The organism is Streptomyces sp. URMC 123 (genome assembly GCF_051386515.1).
Classification (GTDB): domain Bacteria; phylum Actinomycetota; class Actinomycetes; order Streptomycetales; family Streptomycetaceae; genus Streptomyces.
In genome coordinates, this window is the sequence record NZ_JBPQTV010000413.1 from 1 (window position 1) to 4,876 (window position 4,876).

Sequence of the window (4,876 nt, forward strand, 5' to 3'; positions counted from 1 at the left end):
CACGGGGGCACAGGGGTACGGGGGTGTGCAACGCACCCGGGCCGGTCCGCCGCGGGGCGTCAGCGGCGGCCCCCGCGCGCCGCTCGGGCCAGGCTCGCGCGGGCGGCGGCCGCCACCCGCCCGGCGGTCAGGCCGAACGTCTCGTACAGGGTGCGGTACGGCGCGGAGGCACCGAATCCGTCGAGCCCGACGGTCTCCCCCGCCTCGCCCACGAGCGCGTGCCAGCCGAGCGCCGAGCCGGCCTCGACCGAGACCCGGGCCCGCACGTCGGGCGGCAGCACCTCGTCGCGGTACTCCCGGCTCTGCTCCTGGAACCACTCCAGGCACGGCATGGACACCACCCGGGTGGCGATGCCCTCGCCCTGGAGGAGCTTCCGGGCGTCGAGGGCGATGGGCACCTCGCTGCCGGTGGCCACCAGCACCACCTCGGGCGTGCCGCCGTCGGCCTCGGCGAGCACATAGCCGCCGCGGGCCACCCCGTCGGCGGGGGCCAGCCCGCTGCCCGGCGAGCGGTCGAGCACCGGCAGGGCCTGCCGGGTCAGGCACAGCCCGGCGGGCCGGTCGGTGTGCTCCAGCACGGCCCGCCAGGCGGCCACGGTCTCGTTGGCGTCGGCCGGGCGCACCACGTCCAGGCCGGGGATGCCGCGCAGCGACCACAGGTGCTCCACCGGCTGGTGGGTGGGGCCGTCCTCGCCGAGGCCGATGGAGTCGTGCGTCCACACATAGGTGACGGGCAGCCGCATCATGGCGGCCAGCCGCACCGAGGGCCGCATGTAGTCGGAGAACACCAGGAAGGTGCCGCCGTAGGGCCGGGTGCCGCCGTGCAGGGCGATGCCGTTGAGGATCGCCCCCATGGCGTGCTCGCGGACGCCGAAGTGGAGGGTGCGGCCGTAGCGGTGGCCGGGGTGGGCGCGGGTGGCGAACGCCTCGGGGACGAAGGACGGCTCGCCCTTCATGGTGGTGCCGTTGCTGTCGGCCAGGTCGGCGGAGCCGCCCCACAGTTCGGGCAGCACGGCCGCCAGGGAGCTGAGCACCTCGCCGGAGGCCCGGCGGGTGGCGATCTCCTGTCCGGGTTCGAAGGTGGGCAGGGCGTCCGTCCAGCCGGCCGGCAGCCGGCGCTCGGCCAGCCGGTCGTAGAGGGCGGCGCGGTGCGGGTGGGCGGCGCGCCAGCGGTCGAAGTCCCGCTGCCAGGCGGCGTGGGCGGCCCGGCCGCGGTCGAGGGCCCGGCGGGTGTGGGCGAGCACCTCGGGCGGCACCTGGAAGGTGCGGTCGGGGTCCAGGCCCAGGGCAGCCTTGGTGGCGGCGGCCTCGGCGGGGCCGAGCGGCGCGCCGTGCACCTCGCCGGTGTCGCGCTTGGTGGGCGCGGGCCAGCCGATGACGGTGCGCAGGGCCACGATGGAGGGCCGGTGGGCCTCGTCTCGGGCGGCGGCCAGGGCGGCGTAGAGGGCGGGCATGTTCTCCAGGTAGCCGCCCTCGGGGGTGGTCCAGTCGACCTCGCGGACGTGCCAGCCGTAGGCGCGGTAGCGGGCGAGGACGTCCTCGGACTGGGAGATGCGGGTGTCGCCCTCCAGGGAGATCCGGTTGTCGTCGTAGAGCACCACGAGGTTGTTCAGCCGCTGGTGGCCGGCGAGCGAGCTGGCCTCGTGGCTGATGCCCTCCTCCAGGTCACCGTCGGAGGCGAAGACCCAGATGGTGTGGTCGAACGGGGAGGTGCCGGCGGGGGCGTCGGGGTCGAACAGGCCGCGTTCGCGGCGGGCGGCCATCGCCATGCCGACGGCGTTGGCCAGGCCCTGGCCGAGCGGCCCCGTGGTGGTCTCCACGCCGGGGGTCAGCCCGTGCTCGGGGTGGCCGGGGGTGCGGCTGTCGGCCTTGCGCAGGGCCTTGAGGTCGTCCAGTTCGAGCCCGTAGCCGCAGAGGTGGAGCTGGTTGTAGAGGGTGAGGGCGGCGTGGCCGCAGGAGAGGACGAAGCGGTCGCGGCCGGCCCAGCCGGGGTCGGCCGGGTCGTGCCGCAGCAGCCGCTGGAAGAGCAGGTGCGCGGCCGGGGCGAGGCTCATCGCGGTGCCGGGGTGGCCGTGGCCGGCGGCCTCCACCGCGTCCACGGCCAGGGCGCGGGCGACGGCCACGGCCCGGTCGTCGAGGCGGCCCCAGGAGTAGCCGTCCATGGGGGTGCCGCACAGGTTCCAGCCGGGGCCGCCGGCGCTGTCGCCGGCCGGGGTGGCGGCCGGGTTCTCGGTCACGGTCGTCATGACGCCAGTACCTCCGTCATCAGTCCGCCGGTGATCCGTACGCCGTCCTGGGTGAGGACCGACTCGGCGTGGAACTGCATCGAGGCGAAGTGGGGGCCGCGCAGGGCGTGCACCTCGCCGGTGGCCGGGTCGCGGCTGACCTCCACCGCGCCGATGCCGGGGCAGTCGACCTTGTCGTCCCGGCTGCGGGCGGCGAAGGTGTTGTAGAAGCCGACCCGCTCCCGGCTGCCGAAGAGGTCGATCGCGCGCTGCACGCCCTGGTTGGGCACGTCCCGGCGGACCAGGTCGAAGCCGAGCCGCAGCGAGAGCACCTGGTGGCTGAGGCAGACGGCGAGGAACCGGCGCCGCTCGGCGAGCAGCCGGTCCACGGCCGCCCGCAGGTGGGCGATCTTGGGGTGGTCGGCGTCCCGGGGGTCGCCGGGGCCGGGGCCCATCACCACCAGGTCGTGGCCGTCGAAGGAGTACGGCTCGTCGAAGCGGCGCACGGTCACCGACAGGCCGAGCGAGCGCAGCTGGTGGTCGATCATGGAGGTGAAGGTGTCCTCGGCGTCGACGACCAGCACCCGCCGGCCCTCCAGGGTCGGCGCCGGGCGGGAGCGGGTGGCGTCCTGCGACAGCCAGAAGCCCGCGATGGTGGCGTTGCGCCGCTCCAGGGCGGCCCGCACGGTGGGGTGCTCGCCGAAGCGCAGCGGCCCGGGGTCCTCCAGGGCGGCCAGCAGCCCGGAGGCCTTGGCCCGGGTCTCGGCCACCTCCGAGGCCGGGTCGGAGTGGCGCACCAGCGTCGCGCCCACCCCGATGGACACCCGGCCGCCCGCGTCGATCTCGGCGGTGCGGATGAGGATGGAGGAGTCGAGGGTGCGCTCGCCCTCGACGTCCCGCCCGATGAGGGCGACCACCCCGCTGTAGTAGCCGCGGCCGTGCGGCTCGTACCGGCCGATGACCCGGCAGGCGCTCTCCAGCGGGCTGCCGGTGACGGTGGGCGCGAACATCGTCTCGCGCAGGATCTCGCGCGGATCGCGCCGGGAGCGGCCCTCGATGAAGTACTCGGTGTGCGCCAGGCGGGCCATCTCCTTGAGGTACGGGCCCACCACCCGGCCGCCGGTGTCGCAGATCCGGGCCATCATCTTCAGTTCCTCGTCGACGACCATGTACAGCTCGTCGGCCTCCTTGCGGTCGGCGAGGAAGTCCATGACCTCCGGCAGGGTGGGGCCGGTCGGCGGGTAGCGGTAGGTGCCGCTGATCGGGTTCATCACGGCGACGCCGTCGCGCAGGCTGATGTGGCGCTCGGGGGTGGCCCCGACGAAGGTGCGCTCGCCGGTGTGGACGACGAAGGTCCAGTAGGCGCCCGACTCGCGGCGCAGCAGCCGGCGGAAGAACGTCAGGGCGTGCAGCGGGGTCCAGCCGCCGATGTCGGCGACGAAGGAGCGCTTGATGACGAAGTTGGCGCCCTCGCCCTCGCCGATCTCGTCGGCGATGACCTTGCGGACGATCTCGGCGTAGGTGTCGTCGTCGGTGTCGAAGTGGCCGCCGGACAGGTCGATGGGCAGCTCGGGGATGCGGGCCAGGACGGATTCCACGGGCAGGGTGTCCTGCTCGGTGATCCGCATCGCGATCAGCGGGGCGCCGTCGTCGGTGGCGTGGAAGCCGCGCTCGGCGATCTGCCGGTAGGGCACGAGCGCCAGCACCTCCTGGCGCGGGCCGGCCTCCGCACCGGCCCGCCGACCGTCGGTGCCGGCGGCGGCCGGCGCGGGCAGCGGGATGTCCGCCAGGGTGTCCGGCGTGGACACCTCCCCGATCAGTACGTCGAGCACCTCGGCGCCGTTGGTCTCGGGCCGGTGCAGCAGGGCGAACGGCAGGGACCCGCCCGCCAGTATCCGGTCGAGCGGCCGCGCCGCCGGCCGTCGTTCGCGAGCGCCGGTGTCGGTCATGCCAGAACCTCCTTCGCGGTGAGGACCATCGCGCAGCGCTGGGCCGCGTACTCGACGGCGAGCCGGTGGTAGTCGGCGGAGAAGTCGCCGATGGCGTCGGCGACCAGGAAGGTGCGGATGTCGTTGGTGAACGCCTCCACGGCGGTCATCAGCACGCCCACATGGGCGTAGACCCCGCACAGGACGAGCTGGTCGCGGCCCGTCTCGCGCATCCGCGCCAGCAGGTCGGAACGGAAGAAGGCGCTGTAGCGCCACTTGGTGAACACCCAGTCGCCGGGGGCGGGGGCCAGCGCGTCGACCACGCGCCGGTCCTCGGGGGCGGTGCGCATGCCCGGCCCCCAGAAGTCCTTGAGCAGGCCCCGCTGTTCCTCGGTCATGCCCCCCGGCTGGGCGGTGTAGGCCACCGGGATGCCGAGAGCGGCGCACCGCTCCCGCAGCAGGGCGGCGTTGTCGACGATCTGCGCGCGCAGGGCCGGCGGGAAGGGCTTGAGGAAGTAGCGCTGCATGTCGTGGAGGAGCAGGACCGCGCGGTCGGGGTCCACGCTCCAGCGCACGGTGTTCTCGGGCAGCTCGCCCGGGGTGGGCAGGGAGTACGGCTCGATGGGGGGTATGCCGGGCATGGCGTCCCTCTCCTGGGGTGACTGGGGGGGTTCCTTCACGGGCGGTCCGGCCGGGGGCCGCCGCCGGGCGTCGTCGTCACCT

At 74.8% G+C, this 4,876-nt stretch carries 3 protein-coding genes; all 3 read right to left on the reverse strand.

Features of this window, described 5'->3' with window-relative positions; genetic code table 11:
- Window positions 1-59: 59 nt before the first annotated feature.
- Genes tkt through ACSNOD_RS28400 form a run of 3 tightly spaced genes read right to left on the reverse strand, consistent with a single transcriptional unit; the run spans window position 60 to window position 4,794 of the window.
- Complete coding sequence (tkt, locus tag ACSNOD_RS28390) at window positions 60-2,246, reverse strand: transketolase (protein ID WP_436769932.1); 2,187 nt, start codon at window positions 2,244-2,246, stop codon at window positions 60-62.
- Window positions 2,243-4,174, reverse strand: a complete 1,932-nt coding sequence (locus tag ACSNOD_RS28395; RefSeq protein ID WP_436769933.1) for an anthranilate synthase family protein — start codon at window positions 4,172-4,174, stop codon at window positions 2,243-2,245. The genes tkt and ACSNOD_RS28395 overlap by 4 nt, the downstream gene beginning before the upstream one ends.
- Window positions 4,171-4,794 (reverse strand): isochorismatase family protein, encoded by a 624-nt coding sequence (locus tag ACSNOD_RS28400; protein ID WP_436769934.1) that lies wholly within the window; start codon window positions 4,792-4,794, stop codon window positions 4,171-4,173. The genes ACSNOD_RS28395 and ACSNOD_RS28400 overlap by 4 nt, the downstream gene beginning before the upstream one ends.
- Between the last annotated feature and the right edge of the window lie 82 nt (window positions 4,795-4,876).